This is a genomic window from Gordonia sp. (in: high G+C Gram-positive bacteria), from assembly GCF_020438995.1.
Lineage (GTDB): Bacteria > Actinomycetota > Actinomycetes > Mycobacteriales > Mycobacteriaceae > Gordonia.
Window position 1 is genome coordinate 12,246 of sequence record NZ_JAGQTN010000121.1, and the last position, 19,470, is coordinate 31,715.

Genomic DNA, 19,470 nt, shown 5'->3' on the forward strand with positions numbered 1-19,470 from the left:
CACGGGAGGAGCGGACGTCGATGGCAGGTCCGCTAACTACGAGACCGGCCGCCAGGCAGCACATCCACGCGTCTCGAACGCAACGTCAGTTGCGCTGATGGTGACGGTCGTCGGTCCCGTGGGGTTGCCGTTCGCGATGAGATCGGTGAACTCGCCACTGGTTCCGCTGAGCCGAGCCCAGTAGCAGCCATCAGGATCACCTTTGGTCCGGTAAGTTCCGGCCTTGATGTCCTCGCCAACCATCCAGGTGCCGTCACCGAAGGTGTCGCCCGAATCCTCGTCTTCCGTTGTGGTCGGCGTGGCGGTGACGGTCTCGGTCACCCGCTTGGTTGTTTCGACGGCTTCGGTCTCGTGCACGGTCTGAGTGACCGTTACGGTCATCGCCTGGGCTGCCTGCCGGGTCCCGCCGTCGTCCCCGGTCTGGCCGCCGATCAGCGCTCCGGAGGCCACCCCGACGAGCAGGATTGCGAAGGCTCCGACGATGAGCCGTATCCACGACTTTCGCCGGCCGTCGGATTCTCGGCTCGGCGGTTCGACGAAGCCCGGAGCCTGATGCTGGTCGCCGAAGGAGTAGTTGGCCACCGCCCGACACTATTTCAGCCGGGCAACCTCCACAAATAGCCCGTCCGGGCGAACTGCATAGGACCGCACCGAAATGTGGGCGACTGCGCAGTTGTCCACAATATCGGCATCACGGCTGGCGACAACAGCGATAGCCAGGTCAGTCCGTTTCGGTGGTCCCGTATCGTCGCCCGCCAAATGACTCGCCATCCTCGTAGCCTGACCCCCCATGCGCGCGAAGGTGCTCGTATCGACAGTTCATGCACCGCTGTAGTGGACTTCTTCGCCGCAATCTGAAATATTCGAACGTATCGAAATAGTTTTCGTTTTGTTCGTTCAGAGAGGTGGTCCGGCATGACAACGCAATCTCAGCTCTCGTCTGAGACGTTCCTGCCCGAGCATGTTGATCAGCTCGCGCCAGTGCTGAGTTTCCTACAGACCCATGAACGTTCAGCGGGGATGACCGCCTCGTCTTCGTATGCCCTGGTCGGGGACGACGGGCACGATCGAATCGAGCTTCCCGGGAACCTTCACCAGGTTCTCAAGCGGGTGGTCGAGGCAATGTCACAGGGTCGAGCTGTCACCGTGGCGCCGCAGAGCATGACTCTCACGACGCAGCAGGCCGCCGACCTGCTCGGTGTGAGTCGGCCGACCATCGTCCGATTGATCAACGACGGACATATCAATGCTGAGCGGGTCGGCAATCGGCATCGGCTGCTGCTCGATGATGTGCTCGCCTACCGGGATGCTCGCCGGACACAGCAGTACGATGCCATCGCCGCGACATCGGTGGCCATCGACGCCGAAGACGACCCAGCGGTCGTCCGCAAGCAGTTGCGTGAGGTCCGTAAGGCCGTCGCGGCACGTCGCAAGACGTCGAAGAAGGTCGGCTGACACGATCAGCCATGTTTGTAGCCGTACTCGATACCTGTGTCCTGTGGCCAAGCTTGCAACGAGACCTTCTTCTCTCGCTCGCAGCCGAGAGTCTATACCGCCCCGTATGGTCAGATGCCGTCCTGGAAGAACTCGAGTTTCACGAGACGCTCAAACTCGTTGACCGCGGCATCGATCCTGGCGATGCCGCGGCGCGCGCAGCGCACCTTGTCGAGCAGATGGCAGCCGCATTCAGTGACGCCTGTGTCTCCGGGTGCTGGACGGCTCGTTCGGGCTGCCGGACCCAGACGATGAGCACCTTGTGGCAGCAGCGGTTGTCGGTGGTGCAGAAGCCATCGTGTCCGACAACATCTCAGATCTTCCCCGAGGGAAAGTACCCGATCGGATCCGCGTTGTCAGACCTGCCCTGTTCGTCGCCGACATTGTCGCGGTGTCGCCTGACGCTGCGGTTCGTGCGCTGCAGACGATGATCAGACGCCGCACCAATCCTCCGGAAACCTTCGAGTATGTACTCGATGTACTCGGACGACGATACGGGATGCTCGACGCCGTCGAGACGATACGAGCTGCTGCTCATTCACCGTAACCTTGTGATTGCTACGAGGTCGGCCGCCAAGTCCTGCCAGTTCCACGCCCCTTCGTCTCGAAAACCACGTCACTCGCACCGAGGGCTACCGCCGGCGGCCGTAGGCGTGGCGTTCGCCTTCCACAAGCCCGAATCCGACACCATTCCCGTGCTGCAGACTTCGTCCTGGCAGGTCCCCGATAGTCGGTCCAGGCCGTTGTAGAGCCAGTTCCTACAGGTGATCGCTCACGCGATCTCACACACCACCGGGTGGTGGGTGCAGGTGCATCCGGCAGCGTACTCGGCCGGGGTCTTGTAACCCAACGCCGAGTGCCGATGCCGACGGTTGTGATCGTCCTTGAAATCCCCGATCACCACCCGGGCCTCCAACACACTGGTCCAGCAGTTGCGGTTCAAACACTCATCCCGAAGACGACTGCCCGAACGATTCGACGAACCCGTTGTTCCATGGCGTGCCCGGCGGGATGTAGCTGATACCTACCTTCCCGTCGCAAAACTGTTGCAACGCATGCGATATGAACTCCGGTCCACTGTCCATCCGCAACACCTTCGGCGCTCCGCCGACGGCCGCAAACACCTGCTCGAGCTCGGCAACGAGCCGCTCAGCTGGGATCGAGGTATCCACGATGTCCAGCAACGAGACCCGCGTGTGCTCATCAACCATCGACGCAATCTTGATCTTACGCCCACCAACAGTGGCATCGAACTGAAAATCCAAAGCCCACACCACATTCGGAGCATCCGCCTCGATCACCGGGACCGAGGACTGCCCGGCACGTTTGCGCCGCGGCGCCCGGTGAACCTGCAACCCTTCCTCCTTCCACAGTCGGTGCACCTTCTACTTGTTGATCGTCATACCCTTGTCGAACCGCAGATGCGCCCACGCCCGCCGGGACCCATGCCGGGGATTCTTGTCGGCATACGTGCGCAGATCAGAGCGCAGATCCGCATCCGGATCAGCGGGGGTCTGTGCTTGCGGAAGGCGTCGATACGCTGAGCGGGAAAGCCCAACCACCTTGCACGCCATACGCTCTGACATACCCTTCACCTCTTTGAGTATGTCGATGGCGGCGCGTTTGGCGGCCGGGCCTAGAATTTTCCCTTGACGATCTCCCGCAACGCGTCCTTCTCCAACTCCGCATCAGCCAGCAGCCGCTTGAGGCGCCCGTTCTGCTCGCGCAACTCCTTGAGCTCTTTGGCGGCGTCGGTGTCCATGCCGCCGTAGGTGCGGCGCCAGTTGTACAAGGTGGCCGCCGACACCTCCAACTCGTTCGCGATCTGCTCACCGGTCTTACCCTCGGCCGCGAGCTCATCGGCGCGCCGCAGCTTGCGCACGATGTCCTCGGCCGTGTGGCGTTTGCGTCCTGCCATGTCCTTCATCGTCCCTTCTGTGCCCTCATCAGGGCAATCAGGACTCTAAAACACCCCGGACCGGTTCACGGGAGGCATGCCACAGTCACAAGTCGATTCTACGCTCGACCGAGTCTCCGGGACCTCACTCTCGCCCTCCAACATGTCAGGGAGCCCCCACACCGCCAGCTATGAGGTGTGGGGATCGCTAACAACGACTGAAACCTGCTGATGTGACACCGCTCTCGCCGTGAGTCAGAGACTCGCGAGCACGTGCCTCGACTGCCAGTTGATCTACTTTGGAACTTGAGAAGCATCAATTGTTGGCACTCTCCTCATGGCGTGTCGATTCGAATGAAGGTGAGCTGGTTCGGGGCAACTGCCCCACGGACGCCCCATCGTCGCCGCAGTACGTCAGCCTCGCAGCCAGGAATTGAATGCACCGCGGTCGAATGGGCCGGTCGGTGGTGTATGCCGCTCTGCTTCATGCAGGCGGCGCGAGTAGTCCCACAGCTCGTCTGCTGTCACGCACTCACGCCGATGAGATGCTCTGAGCAATTCCCACGTTCCTACGACCTTCGGACTGCCAGGTGGCGCCACCCGACCGACGGACTGATCGTCGGTGACGAACAGCGCGCGAATGTTTCGGCATTCAATGATGGCCAGCGTCTCAGCCTCCCCCAGGTTCTGAGTTCGTGGCTGCCCCGGTGTTCGAAGCATGTCCCGATACCGCAGCACTGTCGCATGTTCACGCGGATTCTCCGGCGTGAGTGGCTCACCGAAGATATCGTGCGCTCGCCGCATATCCGCAAGATTCGGCTTGCGTGACCAATCGTCGCACTCCTCCGACACGGTCCGACACCAGCTTCCGTTGCGCCCGACCAGTCTCTCAAGTAGGTCCATCCGACCGATGACTGCGAAGTTGATGAGGGCAGTGTTATCCGGGAAGACGATCACCATCCGCGCCGATCAGATCCCGAGTGCGTCAAGCAGATCTGACGTCGACACCCCGGGGCGCGGCGTCGGCTCTTCCACCTCCAGTGAGTCGTCAGCTACGCCGAGCATCCAAGCCAGGATACCCTTGCCGACCTCACCCCGTGCGATGCGGTCTAGGTGGGCGGTCTGTAGTGCGACCGGGAATCGCCGAACAGCCGCAGCGTCCATCCGGATTGTGATCGGGTCGTCGGCTTCGCTCGGCACCCAATGATGGCGCAGTAAGCGTTGAGTTGTGTACCCGCTCCAATCACGAACAACCGGCGACTCGATGCCCAGCGACTCAAGGCGATTGGCGAGCGCTTCGGTTGAGACCCCAAGATCCCATATCCACGCAGCCAGATCGGCCGGCGTGACACCTTGCCAGTCCAGGGAACGCATATCGGCGGCGGGCAGGAGAAGTTCGGCCGCGAATCCGTGGGCCGCTCGTTCGTCGGCATCGCGGGTTTCCGGGTTGGCGTGATGACCGAGCACCAGGTGGCCGAGTTCGTGTGCGATGCTCCAATTTTCACGGAACCAGCTCGCCGTGGCCGGGATCGCAATCACAGGCCGGCCGTCGACAATGAAGCTGTAGGCGGTGGACAGTTCACCGACTCGTACAACCTCGATACCCAGCCTCTCCTCGATTCGTTCGACGAATGGCCGCACAAACCCGGCACCGAGCTGCGTTCTCGCGGCTTCGACGTCGGACGGTGCGCTCCAGCCTTCGCGCGGTGCGAGTAACGCCTGGCGGTATGCGAGCGTGATGTCATCAAGGATCGGCCGATCGGCGCTATGACCAGGGATCGATCGGGTTCTCGTGCTCTGGTCGTAGTCGTGTCGGGCCACCAGCCGCGGCCGCCTCGGATCGGGCTCGCCCGAGATGAGGGTGTGCAGATCAGCGTCGAAGTGGTCCGCAATCCTCATCAGCTCCGCGGCACCGAAACCGCGCTGACCGTGAATTGCCCGCGACAACGCGTCGGGCGTCATCCCGACAGCAGCAGCCACACGCCCCTGCTCGCCCCGCGGAATCAGACGTGCTACACGGTCGCCAATCGAGTTGTCCACCTGGTCGATCGTACTGGTATTTTGGGAAAATCCCAATACCGCGCACTACGGCGTCTACACCAACTCGGCGCCGGTGACAGCAAACACCTCACTTGGCCGCACTACGTCATCGCCCTCTACCGACGACTCGCCTGCCCGGTCCACCTGCTCGTGCTCTGCCCGACCACGACAGTCGCCCGCTGGGCGGCAACCCCCATCGACTTCGGAGCCGGAACACTCACCCCAACCGTCATCGGACCCGACACAATCCCAGCGATCGCCGAGCCGGATACCGCACGAGAATTGCCCGACCTGATGATGCTCTCGGCGATGGTCCACCACCACAACCGGGCCGTCCTCAGGGCTCTGACCAGGATCTTTGCCGCCGACATCCCCGACCACGAACTGTACGATGTACTGAGCCGACTCATCCTGCCCAAATCCGCCCGAGAATATCTGGAGGAACTCATGACAACCATCAACTTCCCCTGGGCGGACGACACCGAATACGCCCAAGAACAGCGGGCCCGCGGCGAGGCCCGAGGGAAGGCCGAAGGGAAAGCCGAGGCGCTTTTGACGGTCCTGGAATCCCGCAGCTTGACGATCACCGACACCGACCGCGCGCGGATCCTCGGATGCGACGACGGCCAACAGATCCAGAATTGGCTGACACGAGCAGCATCCGTACCGACCGTCGAGGATCTGCTCACCTGATAGCGCCAAACACCGTATACGGACGAGCCCCGACCACCACACCGCCATCATCGACAACAGCGGTCCCCAGCGGCGGCCATGAAGAACGCGCCGAGAGTGACGCTCGATTGCTCTTCAGACTGGTGGCCACTGCCGTCTGCGCGGAAATCTCAAGCGCCTCCTCCACAGCAGGAACCCCGAGGTCAAAGCATCGGCATCAGCCCATGCCGGATAGTATCGACGCCCATGGAGGTGGTGGCAATGACCGGCGTTCCGGACGACAACATCGGCAACGATGATCGGCCAGCCGATGGAACGACTCACCGGGGACTTCTGCGGTCTTGAGTAACTTCGCGTTTGTCCGCCAGACATTGCCGTCGGTCCACGAAGACTGTGCGCGGGCCGAGTCGTATCTGCATTCCGATCCGCGGTCGGCGTGCTTCTACTCGCGGCGCGTCGTTGAGGAAGTCGTCGGGTATCTCTACGATGTGCTGTCGCTGCGCATTCCTTACCGGGACGATCTTGCTGCGCGGATCGGCGATTCGGCGTTCAAAGCGAAAGTACCGCAAGGTATTACGCAGAAGATGACGATGATCCGGAAGACGGCCAATACTGCGGTGCACGAGAACCGGCAGATTCGGCCCGAGGTGTCACTGGCCGTCGTGCGGGAAGTGTTCCATGTTGTGGTGTGGGTGTCGTATCACTATTCAGCACAGCCGGATTCGGTGCCGCTGCACGCGCAGTTCGACCCGAAACTGGCAGCGCGAGCCGCACCGTTGTCGCGCGAGCAGTTCGCCCAGATCGCGGCCAAGTTCAGGGCACAGGACGAGGCGCGTGCGAAGGCGCTGGCGGAGAAGGACGAACTGCTCGCGGCGCGTGACGCCGAGATCGCCGACCTTCAGGCGAAGATCGCCGCCGCACAGGCCGACGCGAAACCCGATGACCGCGACTACACCGAATCCGACACGCGCGACCGGTTCATCGATCAGTTGTTACTCGAAGCGGGCTGGCCACTCGACCAGGACCGCGATCGTGAATACGAAGTCACCGGCATGCCGAACGCGACCGGCAAAGGCTTCGTCGACTACGTGCTGTGGGGTGCCGACGGTCTGCCGCTGGCTGTGGTGGAGGCCAAACGCACCACGAAGTCGCCGGAGGTCGGGCAGAAGCAGGCCGAACTGTACGCCGATTGCCTCGAAAAACGTTTCGGCCGAAGGCCTGTCATCTTCTACACCAACGGCTACGAACATCGCATCTGGGATGACGCAGGCGGCTACCCGCCCCGCGAGATCGACGGCTTCTACACGGCCGCCGAACTCGAACTACTGATCCAGCGCCGCCACACCAGGATTCCGCTGGCCACCACCCCGGTCAATAGCGGCATCGCCGGACGCCCCTATCAGGTCCGCGCCATCAAGGCGGTCGGCGACGCCTTTGACAGCAAACAACGCGAGGCGCTGCTAGTGATGGCCACCGGCGCCGGCAAGACCCGCACCGTCATCGCGCTCGTCGACCTGCTGCAGAAGGCCAACTGGGTCAAACGGGTGCTGTTTCTCGCCGACCGTACCGCCCTGGTAAACCAGGCCGCCAATGCGTTCAAAGAGCATCTGCCCGGCTCCACCACCGTCAATCTCGTCACCGAGAAGGTCACCGACGGCCGCATGTACGTATCCACCTATCCCACGATGATGAACCTCATCGACGATACGGTAGACGACCAGAAGCGTTTCGGGCCAGGATATTTCGATCTCATCGTCATCGACGAGGCACACCGGTCCGTCTACGCGAAGTACGGCGCGATCTTCGAGTACTTCGATTCGCTGCTGGTGGGCCTGACCGCCACTCCCAAAGACGAGGTGGACCACAACACCTACCGGCTGTTCCATCTCGAAGACGGCGTCCCCACCGACGCGTACAGCCTCGACGAGGCCGTCGACGCCGGATACCTGGTGCCGCCCAAGGGCATCAGTGTGGGTACCCAGTTTCTGCGGTCGGGCATCAAGTACGACGACCTCACCGACGACGAGAAGGACCAGTGGGATGCCCTCGACTGGGGCGACGACGGACCGCCCGCCGAAGTGGGCGCCGAAGAACTCAACCGGTTCCTGTTCAACGAGGACACCGTCGACAAGGTGCTGTCGACGCTCATGACGCAGGGCTACCGGGTCGCCGGTGGAGACAGACTCGGTAAGACGATCATCTTCGCGAAGAGCCAGAAGCACGCCGAATTCATCGAAAAGCGGTTCAACCAGGCCTATCCCGAACACGCCGGGCGGTTCGCGCGCGTCATCACCCACGGCACGCCGTACGCGCAGTCGCTCATCGACGACTTCTCCATCAAGGACAAAGCACCGCATATCGCGATCAGCGTCGACATGCTCGACACCGGCATCGACGTGCCCGAAGTGGTGAACCTGGTGTTCTTCAAACAGGTGCGGTCCAAGTCGAAGTTCTGGCAGATGATCGGCCGTGGTACCCGCCTGTGCCCCGATCTGTTCGAGCCCGGCAAGGACAAACAGGACTTCTTCGTATTCGACTTCTGCGGCAACCTCGAGTATTTCAGCCAGAATCTGCCCGGATCAGAAGGAAATATCCAGAAGTCGTTGTCGCAGCGACTGTTCGAGGCCCGCCTGAGTCTGGTGACCGCACTCGGCGACAACGAATCCGAGCTGCGCACCGCCACCACCGCGACGCTGCACGAGATCGTCGCCGGCATGAACCTGGACAACTTCGTCGTCCGCAAACACCGGCAGACCGTCGAACGGTTTGCCCAGGCCGGCGTGTGGCAGACGCTTACCGCCGATGACGCCGAGGCCGCGCGCACGCTGGCTGGGCTGCCCTCGTCGGTACGGGACGAGGACGAGGAGGCCAAACGTTTCGATCTCATCGTGCTGCGCCGCCAACTCGCCCAACTGGAATCGGATACCCTTGCCGCCGAACGACTCCGGCAAACGGTTCAGCAGGTGGCAGCCGACCTGCTCGCACTTGCGACGATCCCGTCGGTGGCCGAGCAGGCCGTGCTGCTGGAATCGGTGGCCGGCGACGAATGGTGGATCGATGTCACACTCCCGATGCTCGAAGAAGCCCGGAGAAAAATGCGGAGCCTGGTGCGGCTCATCGAGAAGACCAGCCGCAACCCGGTGTACACCGACTTCGAGGACACCCTCGGCGAGAGTGTCGAAGTTCATCTGCCCGGCATCACCCCCGGCACCAACTTCGAGCGGTTCCGTTCCAAAGCGGAGGCCTACCTGCGCGAACACCTCGACAACATCGCGCTGCAACGGCTGCGCCGTAATCGGCAACTGACCACTGACGACCTCGGAGAGCTCGAACAGATGCTGCTGGCCTCCGGCGGAGGTGAGAACGACATCGTGTGGGCGCAGCAGCAGACCGGTGGGCTCGGCCTGTTCGTCCGCAGCCTCGTCGGCCTCGACCGCGCCGCCGCCACCGAGGCGTTCGAGCACTATCTCGGCGGCACATCGTTCACCGTCGAGCAGGTGCGGTTCGTGGGCCATATCGTCGACGAACTCACCCGCAACGGGGTCATGGAGCCGGGCCGGCTCTTCGAGTCGCCGTACACAGACCACGGCACCCCGTTCGAGGACGACGACCTGTTCGCGATCGCCGACACCCTGCGGCAGATCACCCGGACTGCGATGCCCGAAGCGGTCGCATAGAACGGCAGTAACGCACGGCCTATGAGGGATACGGTGGATCCATCAGTTACCACCGATCATCAGGGGTTGATATGCCCGCCGATCACGTCTTCACCAATGCTTCTCTCTGGCAGCCGTCAACGGCAACATTCGCCGATACGGTAGCGGTCACGGGCCGGAGTATCACCGCGGTCGGTGTCGGCGTCGACACCGATCTCCTCGGACCGGGAACGCAGGTTCACGACCTGCGCGGTGCAAGCCTGCTGCCCGGGTTCATCGACGCGCACGTTCATCCGGTGGCCGGGGGTCTGGCCGCACTGCGGTGCGACCTGTCCGAACTCCCCCACGATCGCCGGGGATACCTGGACGCGGTCGCCGAGTATGCCCGCACCCACCCGGACGAGCCGGTGGTGAGCGGCAGCGGATGGTACGGGGACGCCTTCCCCGGTGGACTACCCACCAAGGACGATCTTGATTCGGTGGTCGCCGATCGGCCGGTGATTCTGTCCAGCCACGACGGCCACGGGGTGTGGGCCAACTCCGAGGCCCTGCGGCGCGCCGGGATCGATTCCCACACAACCGATCCCGAGGGCGGCCGGATCGAGCGCGACAGCGCGGGTGAACCGACCGGGGTGCTGTTCGAACGCGCCTTCGATGCCGTCAACGCCCTCATCCCCGCGTACGGACCCGGCAGGCTGCGCGACGCGCTGCTCCTGGCGCAGCAGCGGCTGCTGTCGGTGGGCATCACCGGCTGGCAGGACGCGGGGGTGGGCATCCCGGCCTTCGGTCTGACCGACACGCTCGACACCTATCTCGCCGCCGACGCCGCCGGCGAGCTCGTGGCACATGTGTGTGGCGCACTCTGGTGGACCGCGGAGGAGGGTCCGGCACAGATCGACACCATCCTCGAACGGCGCGCAGCCGCTCGCGGTCCGCGCTTGCACATCGACACCGTGAAGGTGATGCAGGACGGGATCTGCGAGAACTGCACCGCCGCCATGCTGGAGCCGTACTGCAACACTCCCGAGGGCGTACACCCGCGGGGCCTGTCGTTCATCGACCCCGAGGAACTCGCCACGGTGTGTGCACTATTGGCGCGCAACGACTTCGACGTTCACATGCATGCGGTGGGTGATCGCGCGGTCCGCGAATGCCTCGACGGACTGGCCGCCGCGGTTGCTGCCCGCGGCGATACCACCGCCAACCATCAGATCGCCCACCTGGACGTGGTCGACCCGCAGGATATCCCCCGATTCGCCGCGCTCGGTGTCACGGCCAACATTCAGGCCCTGTGGGCCCGGCGGGACATCGAGATCGTCGAACGCAAGCTGCCCCTGCTCGGCCCGGACCGCGACGCCCGGCACTTTCCGTTCGGTTCACTGGTCCGCGCCGGGGCCCGGATCGCGATGGGCAGTGATTGGCCGGTCACCGACCCCAATCCGCTGTGGGCCATCCACACCGCCGTCCACCGGACCGGATCGCGGGCCGATCCGCACGCGATCGGCCCGGACGCCCGCACCGTTCCCCTGCTTGCCGACGAGGCCATCTCGTTGCGCACCGCGCTGGACGCCTACACCGCCGGCGCTGCCCGCGTCACCCACTGCGCAGACCGCACCGGCACCATCGAAGTGGGCAAGGACGCCGACCTGATCGTGCTCGACGCCGACATCACCACCGCCGACGACATCGGCGAACTGTCCGTGCAGACGACCATGGCAGGCGGTGAGATCGTTTTCGCCCGTCAGTGAGCGGTGTCGTCCGTACGTTCGGCGGCCGTGAAGTGACGTTTGCACAGTTCCTTGAACGCCGACGCACGATTGGTCAGGCGCACCCCCGTCAGATGGGCGATCACCAGCTCCAGCGCAGGCGCGCTGTCGGTCAGTTCGAGTGCGGCTACGCGGCGCCCGTCGTAGGTCAGGTCGTGGGCCGGCCGCTGGTTGAGGATGGAAAAGCCGAAACCGTGGGCGACGAGTGAGCGCACCGTTTCATAACCGGTACTGCGGAAACGTATCTGCGGGGTGAACCCGGCCCGCCTGGGCAGTGACAGAAAGTAGTCACGGCTGTGCGGCAGATCGAGCAGCACCATCGGGTCGGTGGCGAACTCACTGAGCGTGGCGTCACGGCGGCCGGCTCGCGCGATCGGGTGGTCGACGGAGACGATCACATACGGCCTGCTCATCGTCAGCGGTTGGTAGGTGATGCCGTCGTGGCGGTCGAAGCCGTACATCAGCGCCAGCTCGCATCGGCCGTCACGCAGCAGGCGCGTCAGGTTCTCGTGTTCGCTCTCGATGACGTCCACCCGCACCTGCGGAAAGCGCTGTTCGTACGCCGACAGCAGTGTCGGGAGCCCGAACGGTGCGATCGTCGAGAAGCAGCCGACCGTCAGATCCCCGATCAGGGAGTTGCCGAGCCGTGCGGCCGAGTCGGCCAGTTCCACAGAGTGCGCCAGGAAACTGCGCAGTTCCTGCCGGAAGTTGCGGCCGGCGGGGGTCAGTTCCAGTCCGCGCGCGTGCTGGCGAATGAGCAACTGCACGCCGAGTTCCTTTTCGAGCTGCGCGATCGCCGTCGACACCGCGGACTGCGAGACCATGAGGACTTTCGAGGCTGCGGTCATGCTGCCGAGATCGGCGGCCGCGGCGAAGTACCGGAGCTGCACCAGAGTGAAGGAGGGCTCCTTGGCCGACATGGTCATCAACCTCCTTGATCGGGTGCGCGAATACCATCGAACAACGTACCGACGAGTAACAAAGTCGGTAGCGACTTCACGCATTGGTTCATCTGATTTATCAATCTAGAATATAGATTCTATCTTCTTTACAGATGCTTTGCATGTCCGGATCATGGAAGACGGTCAAACACGAACAAGTGCGGTGGAGGTTGTGGTGAGCGACGAAACAGTCGAGGTGCTCGTCATCGGTGCCGGACAGGCCGGTATTGCGATGAGCGAACATCTCGGCAAGCAGGGCATCGAGCACCTGGTTCTCGAACGGGACCGGGTCGCCGAGCGCTGGCGGTCATGGCGCTGGGATTCCCTCGTCGCCAACGGCCCCGCCTGGCATGATCGCTTCCCCGGATCCGACTTCGACTGCGCGCCTGATGCATTCGCCGGCAAAGAAGAGGTGGCCGACTACCTCGCCGCGCACGCCGAGAAGGTCGGCGCACCGATCCGCACCGGCGTCGAGGTCACCAAGGTCCGCAAGAACGAGGGCCGGACCGGATTCCACGTCGAGACCTCCGGCGGCACCATCGACGCCCGGTTCATCGTCTCGGCCACCGGCGCCTTCCAGAAGCCGATCATTCCCACGCTGGTACCCGAGTCGGCCGGCATCACGCAGATCCACTCCAGTGATTACCGCAATCCCGGGCAACTGCCCGACGGTGCGGTGCTGGTCATCGGCGCCGGATCGTCCGGTGTGCAGATCGCCGACGAACTGAACCGCACCGGCAAACAGGTCTACCTGGCCGTCGGTCCGCACGACCGTCCGCCGCGCAGCTACCGCGACCGCGACTTCTGCTGGTGGCTCGGGGTTCTCGGGCTCTGGGACGCGGCCACCCCGCCCGCCGGTGCCGAACACGTCACCATCGCGGTCAGCGGCGCCCACGGCGGCCACACCGTCGACTTCCGGCAACTGGCGGCCGAGGGCGTCACCCTCGTCGGGCGCGCCGACGAATTCGATGGCGGCATCATGCGTTTCGGGGCCGACCTGAAGGCGAACATCGACGACGGTGACGCCAACTACCTCGGCATGCTCGACGCGGCCGACGACTACATCGAACGCAACGGTCTCGACCTGCCCGAGGAGCCATCCGCGCGGGACATCGGACCGGATCCGGACTGCGTCAGCAACCCGATTCGCGAACTCGATCTGGCCGCTGCGGGCATCACCTCGATCATCTGGGCGGTCGGCTTCGGCAACGACTACGACTGGCTGCAGGTCGACGCCTTCGACGAGGCCGGACGGCCCAGTCATCAGCGCGGTGTGTCGTCGGAACCGGGCGTCTACTTCCTCGGGCTGCCGTGGCTGTCCCGGCGCGGATCGAGTTTCATCTGGGGCGTGTGGCACGACGCCAAGTACCTCGCCGACCAGATCACCATCCAGCGCGCCTACGCCGCCTACGAACCGGCCTGATCCGCTGTTCACGAAGAACCGCCCCTGGTCACCAGGGGCGGTTCTTCGTCGCGGTCCCGTTCGAGGTCAGTCGCCCTTGGCGATCCAGGTGGTCTTGAGTCCGGTGAACTTGTCGATCGCGTGCACCGACAGGTCCGGACCGAATCCCGATGCGCCGAATCCGCCGAACGGTGTGCCCATCGAGAGAGCGTCGACGGTGTTGACCGACACCGTTCCCGCATGCAGCGCATCCGAAACCCGCAGTGCGCGATCGAGGTTCGATGTCCAAACCGAGGCTGCCAGACCGTAGGGGGTGTCGTTGGCCAGCGCGATCGCCTCGTCCTCGGTGTCGAAGACGACAACAGCCAGGACGGGACCGAAGATCTCCTCGGTCACCACAGCCGAATCGGTGGCCAGCCCCGTGACCACGGTGGGCTCCATGAAATACCCGGCGTCCCCGATCCTGTTGCCGCCCAGTGCGATTTGTCCCTCTCCGGCCCCGACTGCGGCATAGCTCAGGATCTGTTCGAGTTGTTTGCCGGACACGATGGGACCGGCCGTGGTGTCGGGATCGAGCGGATCACCCGGATAGTAGTGGGCCGCCTGCTCGACGACCTTCGCGACGAAGGTGTCGGCGATCTCCCGCTGGACCAGCAGCCGACTATTGGCCGAGCAGACCTCACCGGAGTTGCCGAAGATTCCGAAACACGCCATCTCGGCGGCCTTGTCAAGATCGGCACAGTCGGCGAAGACGAGGTTGGGGCTCTTGCCGCCGCATTCGAGCCAGACCTGCTTCATGTTGGATTCGCCGCTGTAGCTCAGGAACATCTTGCCCACCGCGGTCGATCCGGTGAAGGTCAGGCACGCGACGTCCGGGTGCAGACCGAGTGCCTTGCCCGCGGTGGCACCGAGGCCGGGAACCACATTGAACACACCCGGCGGCAACCCGGCCTCGACGGCGAGTTCGGCCATCCGCAACACCGAAAGCGGTGATTCCTCCGCGGGTTTGAGCACCACGGTGTTGCCGGCTGCCAGCGCGGGGGCCACCTTCCACGCCGCGATATCGAGCGGGAAGTTCCACGGCACGACGGCGCCCACCACACCGAGTGGAACCCGCCGTACCATCGCGACGCTGCCGTCGGCGGTCGGTGGCAGTTCGCCGGGGATCTTGTCGATGACCTCGCCGTAGTACCGGAACACCGCCGCGGCACCGGCCACTTCAACACTCATCGCGTCGGAGATCGGTTTGCCCATTTCCAGTGTGACCAGTAGTGCGAGTTCTTCGGTGTGTTCGGCGATCAGGTCGGCGAACCGGCACAGCAGTTGCCCGCGGGTGGTCGCCGACAGGCCTGACCAGGCGCCGAACGCCGAGGCAGCTGCGGCGACGGCGGTGTCGATGTCCTCGGCGTCGCCGGCGGCGACCTCCGTGAGCGGGTCACCGGTGGCGGGATTGACGACGGTGAAGGTCTGTCCGGACGCCGCGGGCAGCCACTCGCCCCCGATGTAGGACCCGGTGGGTAACGACACCTGCGCGGCGCGGGAGCGCCAGTCGTCGACGGTGAGTTCTGTGGAATCGGTCATCCTCCTATCGTGACTGGATATCGGGCCGGAGTGGGCAAACCGGTACGAAAATCTGGCGTGATCTTCTGGATTCAGTGCATCACTTTTCTAGATTCATCTGTCCGTTTTGTCTGGGTACAGACCCGTAATCAAGGCATCAACAGAATTGATGCAGTGGAACCAATATTTCTGATTTATCTTTCTTTGCCCATCGGTCAAACTCGTTTTCATCGCCTCGATGTTGCGGCGGTCACGTCTCACCGAACGAAAGCCCACGCACATGAGCACACCCACCCCGGCTACCTCCGCCCCTCCGCAAGTCGAGAAGCGCACCATCGATCACATTCCGGAGGACGAGCGGCACGGCAAGGGCCGCGACCTGTTCACCGTGTGGTTCGGCTCGAACATCATGCTGCTCACCATCATCACCGGTGCGCTGTCGACAACGGTGTTCGGTCTGCCGCTGTGGGCAGGTGTGATCGCCGTCCTCGTCGGCAATATCGTCGGCGGGGTCGTGATGGCTCTGCACGCCGCGCAGGGGCCGCAGATGGGCGTGCCGCAGATGTTGCAGACGCGCGCCCAATTTGGTTCCTACGGAAGCCTTCTCGTCGTCGTTCTCGTGGTCTTCATGTACCTCGGCTTCTTCGCCTCCAACGCCGTCCTCGGCGGTAAGGCGCTCGCCAAGGTCAGCGGCATGCCAGTCAACCTGTCGACCTTCCTCATCGGTTGTGTCAGCGTCGTCGCCACGATGGTCGGCTACAAGCTGATCCACGGTCTGGCCGCCTTCCTGTCGGTCGTCGCGGGCGGGGCGCTGATCGTGGCCTTCATCTGGATGGTGTGGGTGAACGGACTGCCCGAGCACACCTTCCATTCCGACGGATTCAGTGTCGCCGGCTTCATGGCCACGGTCTCGGTGGCAGCTCTGTGGCAAATCGCCTATGCCCCTTACGTTTCCGACTACACCCGATATATGCCCAAGGACACCGGGGTGCGCGCCGCGTTCTGGGCCACCTACGCCGGCTGCGTGCTGGGCTCGACCCTGCCCATGCTGCTCGGCGCACTAGTCGGCGCCGCCCTGCCCAACTCGGACACCCTCGATGGCATGGGCACCCTGACCCAGGGTGTCACCACCGGCGTCTTCATCGTCTTCGCCGTCGGTGTCGCAGCAACCAACTCGATGGACCTGTACTGCGGGTCGCTCTCGACCATCACCATCGGCCAGAACATCTTCCCGGGATGGCAGGCCGGCGCCGTCAGCCGCGCGATCACCGCGGTCATCCTGTTCGGCATCGCGATGATCCCGGCACTGTTCAGCGCCGACGACTTCCTGGCCAATTACGCCAACTTCCTGGCCCTGCTGCTGTGCGTGCTGATCCCGTGGACGGCGGTCAACCTCGTCGACTACTACGTCCTGCGGCACGGCGAGTACGACATCCCGTCGCTGTTCGAGCGCGACGGTGGCGTGTACGGCACCTTCAACTGGATCGCGATCGCGTGCTACTTCCTCGGCATCGCCATCCAGATCCCGTTCCTGTCGACGACGATCTTCACCGGGTTCGCGGCCGAGGCCATCGACGGTGTCGACATCTCCTGGCTGGTGGGTCTGGCCGTGATCTGCCCGCTCTACTACGTGCTCATGCGCTCGAAGTTCCAGAACATCGGTGATCCGGTTCCCGAACTCGCCTGACCCGGCCCCGATCGGGCCTACCGTCTCAATCACCCTCCGCGAGCCCCACACGGGCAGACAAGGATTCACGTACATGCCTGGCACCCACCGCCGCATCCGGCCGTTCAACACCAAGGACACCTACCCCGAGCAGAACCTCGACAACGACCTGTGCCAGGCCGTCGTCGCCGGTGGTGTGGTGTACCTGCGCGGCCAGATCGGCCAGGACCTCGACACCCCCGAATCGGTCGGTATCGGCGATGTGGCGGTGCAGACCGAGAAGGCGATGAGCAATATCGCGATGCTGCTCGACGAGGCCGGCAGTTCGCTCGCCGACATCGTCAAGGTGACTGTGTACCTCACCGACATCCGCTATCGCGAGACCGTTTACCGGATCATGGGCCGCTGGCTCAAAGGGGTGTACCCGGTGTCGACGGGGCTGGTCGTGGAGGCGCTGGCCCGTCCCGAGTGGCTCGTCGAGATCGACGCGACGGCAGTACTCAGCACACCGGAGGCGACGGCACCGTGACATTCTCCCTGGTGGTTCGCGACGAGGAGACCGGCGCGTTCGGGATCATCATCAGTTCATCGAGTCCGGCGGTGGCCTCCCGCTGCGCCCACGCCCGCGCCGGAGTCGGCGTGGTGGCCACCCAGAACGTCACCAACCCGGCGCTGGGGCCCTCGGTTCTCGACGCCCTCGCAGCGGGCGCGGACGCCCCCACCGCGCTGGCTCAGGTCCTGGCCGACGAGAAGTTCGGCGAGTACCGCCAGGTGACCGTCGTCGACGCCGCGGGCGCGACGGCGGTCCACTCGGGAGCCAACAGCCTCGGCATCAACACGCACCTGGAGGGTGAGAACGCGGTGGCCGCGGGCAATCTCCTCGCCGACGAACGGGTGATCGCCGAGCTGCTCGGCGGGTATGCGGCAAGCACCGCTGCGGCTATGGAGGAACGCCTGCTCGACGGTTTCCGGGCCGCGTTGGCCGCCGGCGGCGAGGCCGGTCCCCTGCATTCGGCGGGAATGCTTGTGGTGGAGGACGTTCCGTGGCCGGTCACCGACCTGCGCGTCGACCACAGCGACACCCCGCTCGATGACCTGGCCGCGCTGTGGGACGTGTGGAAACCACAGAAGAACGATTACCGGGTGCGTGGCGTCGACCCGACGAGCGCGCCGTCCTACGGTGTCCCGGGAGACGAATAGCCATGCCGGACAACACCATCGAATTCGACACGGCGGTCACCACCACGGTGACCGGGGCCCATCGCGCACTCGTGGGACTGTCCCGCGACCTGTTCGACCACCCGGAGATCGCCTGGGAGGAGGAACGGTCGGCGAGGCGCGTCGCCGATCAACTCGCCGACGCCGGGTTCACCGTCACCGGCGGCTACTGCGACCTGCCGACCGCCTTCTCCGCCACCGTCGGATCGGGTGAGCTGCATCTCGGATTGTGCGCCGAATACGACGCGCTGCCCGGCCTCGGGCACGCGTGCGGGCACAACCTGATCTCGGCGATCACTGTGGGAGCGGCCACCGCACTCGCCCCCCTGGCCGACGACCTGGGCATCACCCTGCACGTGCTGGGCACCCCGGCCGAGGAGGGTGGCGGCGGCAAGATCGAGATGCTCGAACGCGGCGGATTCGACGGCCTGCACGCGGCGGCGATGGTCCATCCTGGCCCTGTCGACGTCGCCCGGGCCAGGCCGTTCGCGGTGTCGCACAGCCATATCGAATATCAGGGCAAGTCCGCGCATGCTGCGGCCTACCCCGATCGGGGTATCAATGCCGCCGACGCCTTCACCCTCGCCCAGGTGGCCATCGGGTTGCTGCGTCAGCAGTTGCCGTCGTCGGTGCGGGTGCACGGGCTGCTCACCCGCGGCGGTGAGGCGCCCAACTCGATCGCCGAACGCACCGAGGGCCGCTGGTACGTCCGGGCCGAAACGCTCACCGAACTCGCCGAGGTCGAACCACGGGTGATGCGGTGTTTCGAGGCCGGTGCCCTGGCCACCGGTGCGCGGCTCACCGTGACCCCCGAATCCAAGCCGTACGCCGAGTTCCGCACCGACGACGAACTGCTCGCCTGCTATGAGCGGCGTGCGACGGCGGTCGGCCGCACGTTCGGGTCGGGCGCCGACGCGACGATGGCGCGGGCGTCGACAGACATGGGCAATGTGTCGCAGACCCTGCCCGCGATCCATCCGTACATCGGTATCGATTCACTGCCCGCGGTGAATCATCAACCCGAGTTCGCCGCCGCCACGCTCACTCCTGCCGCCGAACAAGCGATCGGGCAGGGCGCGATCGCGCTGGCCGGCACCCTCATCGACGCCGCGGTCACCACCGGTATCCGCGACCGCCTGCTCAGCTGACACCACGAGG

General features: G+C 64.4%; 15 protein-coding genes and 1 pseudogene. 9 read left to right on the forward strand and 7 right to left on the reverse strand.

The window, feature by feature from the left end; translation table 11 throughout:
* Positions 1-36: 36 nt before the first annotated feature.
* A complete protein-coding gene (locus KDB67_RS09375; protein WP_291015162.1) occupies positions 37-582 on the reverse strand; it encodes a hypothetical protein in 546 nt (181 codons plus the stop codon).
* A gap of 579 nt (positions 583-1,161) precedes the next feature.
* Between KDB67_RS09375 and KDB67_RS22375 the strand changes: the two genes are divergently transcribed.
* A complete protein-coding gene (locus KDB67_RS22375) occupies positions 1,162-1,455 on the forward strand; it encodes a helix-turn-helix domain-containing protein (protein WP_324384037.1) in 294 nt (97 codons plus the stop codon).
* 352 nt (positions 1,456-1,807) lie between these two features.
* On the opposite strand, the gene KDB67_RS09385 is transcribed toward KDB67_RS22375, so the two are convergent.
* The 4 genes and pseudogenes from KDB67_RS09385 to KDB67_RS09400 form a co-directional block, all read right to left on the reverse strand.
* Positions 1,808-2,032, reverse strand: coding sequence for a hypothetical protein (locus KDB67_RS09385; protein WP_291015168.1), 225 nt, complete (start codon positions 2,030-2,032; stop codon positions 1,808-1,810).
* Positions 2,033-2,266: 234 nt separating this feature from the next.
* A pseudogene (locus tag KDB67_RS09390) lies at positions 2,267-3,412 on the reverse strand (IS3 family transposase).
* A 393-nt stretch (positions 3,413-3,805) separates the two neighbouring features.
* Positions 3,806-4,351 (reverse strand): hypothetical protein, encoded by a 546-nt coding sequence (locus tag KDB67_RS09395; protein ID WP_291015171.1) that lies wholly within the window; start codon positions 4,349-4,351, stop codon positions 3,806-3,808.
* 9 nt (positions 4,352-4,360) lie between these two features.
* Positions 4,361-5,431, reverse strand: a complete 1,071-nt coding sequence (locus KDB67_RS09400) for an XRE family transcriptional regulator (protein WP_291015173.1) — start codon at positions 5,429-5,431, stop codon at positions 4,361-4,363.
* A 21-nt stretch (positions 5,432-5,452) separates the two neighbouring features.
* Here KDB67_RS09400 and KDB67_RS09405 point away from each other — a divergent pair, with 21 nt between their 5' ends.
* The 3 genes from KDB67_RS09405 to KDB67_RS09415 all read left to right on the forward strand — a co-directional run bounded on the left by KDB67_RS09405 (position 5,453) and on the right by KDB67_RS09415 (position 11,507).
* Positions 5,453-6,124 carry a hypothetical protein gene (locus tag KDB67_RS09405; RefSeq protein WP_291015176.1) on the forward strand — a complete coding sequence of 224 codons (672 nt, stop codon included), beginning with the start codon at positions 5,453-5,455 and terminating at the stop codon, positions 6,122-6,124.
* A gap of 320 nt (positions 6,125-6,444) precedes the next feature.
* Positions 6,445-9,780 carry a DEAD/DEAH box helicase family protein gene (locus KDB67_RS09410; RefSeq protein WP_291015179.1) on the forward strand — a complete coding sequence of 1,112 codons (3,336 nt, stop codon included), beginning with the start codon at positions 6,445-6,447 and terminating at the stop codon, positions 9,778-9,780.
* A 71-nt stretch (positions 9,781-9,851) separates the two neighbouring features.
* Positions 9,852-11,507, forward strand: a complete 1,656-nt coding sequence (locus KDB67_RS09415; RefSeq protein WP_291015182.1) for an amidohydrolase — start codon at positions 9,852-9,854, stop codon at positions 11,505-11,507.
* Here the strand turns inward: KDB67_RS09415 and KDB67_RS09420 are convergent.
* Complete coding sequence (locus KDB67_RS09420; RefSeq protein ID WP_291015184.1) at positions 11,501-12,451, reverse strand: LysR family transcriptional regulator; 951 nt, start codon at positions 12,449-12,451, stop codon at positions 11,501-11,503. The two genes, KDB67_RS09415 and KDB67_RS09420, sit on opposite strands and share 7 nt — an antisense overlap.
* 190 nt (positions 12,452-12,641) lie before the next feature.
* Here KDB67_RS09420 and KDB67_RS09425 point away from each other — a divergent pair, with 190 nt between their 5' ends.
* The gene (locus KDB67_RS09425; RefSeq protein ID WP_291015186.1) at positions 12,642-13,889 is read left to right on the forward strand and encodes an NAD(P)/FAD-dependent oxidoreductase; all 1,248 of its coding nucleotides are present in this window, start codon (positions 12,642-12,644) and stop codon (positions 13,887-13,889) included.
* A 66-nt stretch (positions 13,890-13,955) separates the two neighbouring features.
* Here the strand turns inward: KDB67_RS09425 and KDB67_RS09430 are convergent, their stop codons facing one another.
* Positions 13,956-15,449 carry an aldehyde dehydrogenase family protein gene (locus KDB67_RS09430; protein WP_291015188.1) on the reverse strand — a complete coding sequence of 498 codons (1,494 nt, stop codon included), beginning with the start codon at positions 15,447-15,449 and terminating at the stop codon, positions 13,956-13,958.
* Positions 15,450-15,708: 259 nt separating this feature from the next.
* Here KDB67_RS09430 and KDB67_RS09435 point away from each other — a divergent pair, with 259 nt between their 5' ends.
* From KDB67_RS09435 to KDB67_RS09450, 4 genes are all read left to right on the forward strand, one after another.
* Positions 15,709-17,115 carry a cytosine permease gene (locus KDB67_RS09435; RefSeq protein WP_291015190.1) on the forward strand — a complete coding sequence of 469 codons (1,407 nt, stop codon included), beginning with the start codon at positions 15,709-15,711 and terminating at the stop codon, positions 17,113-17,115.
* A 73-nt stretch (positions 17,116-17,188) separates the two neighbouring features.
* Positions 17,189-17,623: a RidA family protein gene (locus KDB67_RS09440; RefSeq protein ID WP_291015192.1), complete on the forward strand. Its 435-nt coding sequence runs from the start codon at positions 17,189-17,191 to the stop codon at positions 17,621-17,623.
* A complete protein-coding gene (locus KDB67_RS09445) occupies positions 17,620-18,294 on the forward strand; it encodes a DUF1028 domain-containing protein (RefSeq protein WP_291015194.1) in 675 nt (224 codons plus the stop codon). Before KDB67_RS09440 ends, KDB67_RS09445 begins: the two co-directional genes overlap by 4 nt.
* Positions 18,295-18,296: 2 nt before the next feature.
* Positions 18,297-19,460 (forward strand): M20 family metallopeptidase, encoded by a 1,164-nt coding sequence (locus KDB67_RS09450; protein WP_291015196.1) that lies wholly within the window; start codon positions 18,297-18,299, stop codon positions 19,458-19,460.
* The last annotated feature ends 10 nt before the right edge of the window (positions 19,461-19,470 follow it).

What these genes read in the sequence shown, in the direction of transcription:
- KDB67_RS09395 (WP_291015171.1), bottom strand. Translation starts at nt 4,351, where the DNA reads ATGGTGATCGTCTTCCCGGATAACACTGCCCTCATCAACTTCGCAGTC.
- KDB67_RS09430 (WP_291015188.1), bottom strand. Translation starts at nt 15,449, where the DNA reads ATGACCGATTCCACAGAACTCACCGTCGACGACTGGCGCTCCCGCGCC.
- KDB67_RS09450 (WP_291015196.1), top strand. Translation starts at nt 18,297, where the DNA reads ATGCCGGACAACACCATCGAATTCGACACGGCGGTCACCACCACGGTG.
- KDB67_RS09385 (WP_291015168.1), bottom strand. Translation starts at nt 2,032, where the DNA reads ATGAGCAGCAGCTCGTATCGTCTCGACGGCGTCGAGCATCCCGTATCG.
- KDB67_RS09420 (WP_291015184.1), bottom strand. Translation starts at nt 12,451, where the DNA reads ATGACCATGTCGGCCAAGGAGCCCTCCTTCACTCTGGTGCAGCTCCGG.
- KDB67_RS09415 (WP_291015182.1), top strand. Translation starts at nt 9,852, where the DNA reads ATGCCCGCCGATCACGTCTTCACCAATGCTTCTCTCTGGCAGCCGTCA.
- KDB67_RS09440 (WP_291015192.1), top strand. Translation starts at nt 17,189, where the DNA reads ATGCCTGGCACCCACCGCCGCATCCGGCCGTTCAACACCAAGGACACC.
- KDB67_RS22375 (WP_324384037.1), top strand. Translation starts at nt 1,162, where the DNA reads ATGACTCTCACGACGCAGCAGGCCGCCGACCTGCTCGGTGTGAGTCGG.
- KDB67_RS09435 (WP_291015190.1), top strand. Translation starts at nt 15,709, where the DNA reads ATGAGCACACCCACCCCGGCTACCTCCGCCCCTCCGCAAGTCGAGAAG.